Raw genomic sequence first — 489 nt, 5'->3', positions numbered from 1 at the left:
GGGTGAAGTCGTAACAAGGTAGCCCTAGGGGAACCTGGGGCTGGATCACCTCCTTACCTATACGACTAACTTAATAGTTGTTGAGTGTTCACACAGATATGCTTGTCGTAAAGAAAGAGCAAATAATCGAAAGGTTATTTTTGAGGATTTTGATTCTTAATCAAGGATTAAAAGACCAAAAAGAATGGGTCTGTAGCTCAGCTGGTTAGAGCGCACCCCTGATAAGGGTGAGGTCGGTGGTTCAAGTCCACTCTGACCCACCAAATCTTCGCTTACTCAGCGTTAGTTTAATACTCGTTTAGAAAAACACTAAACGTCGCATTAAACTGCCTTGATTAAACTCGATTTGGTGTACCAATTAGATATTTGTTTGACTGCATGTAAATGGGGCTATAGCTCAGCTGGGAGAGCGCCTGCCTTGCACGCAGGAGGTCTGCGGTTCGATCCCGCATAGCTCCACCATTTACTTCTCTTGTAGAAGCATGCACT

2 tRNA genes and 1 rRNA gene are annotated in these 489 nt (G+C 44.4%); all 3 read left to right on the top strand.

Annotation, left to right across the window (positions count from 1 at the left end):
• Nucleotides 1-56 (top strand): 16S ribosomal RNA (locus tag K5Q92_RS24015); the annotation flags it as partial.
• A gap of 130 nt (nucleotides 57-186) precedes the next feature.
• Nucleotides 187-263: transfer RNA gene (locus K5Q92_RS24010), tRNA-Ile, on the top strand.
• Nucleotides 264-386: 123 nt separating this feature from the next.
• Nucleotides 387-462: transfer RNA gene (locus tag K5Q92_RS24005), tRNA-Ala, on the top strand.
• The last annotated feature ends 27 nt before the right edge of the window (nucleotides 463-489 follow it).

The sequence above is a fragment of the Shewanella sp. MBTL60-007 genome, assembly GCF_019654915.1.
GTDB lineage: Bacteria > Pseudomonadota > Gammaproteobacteria > Enterobacterales > Shewanellaceae > Shewanella.
This window is presented reverse-complemented; position numbering and strand designations above follow the sequence as displayed.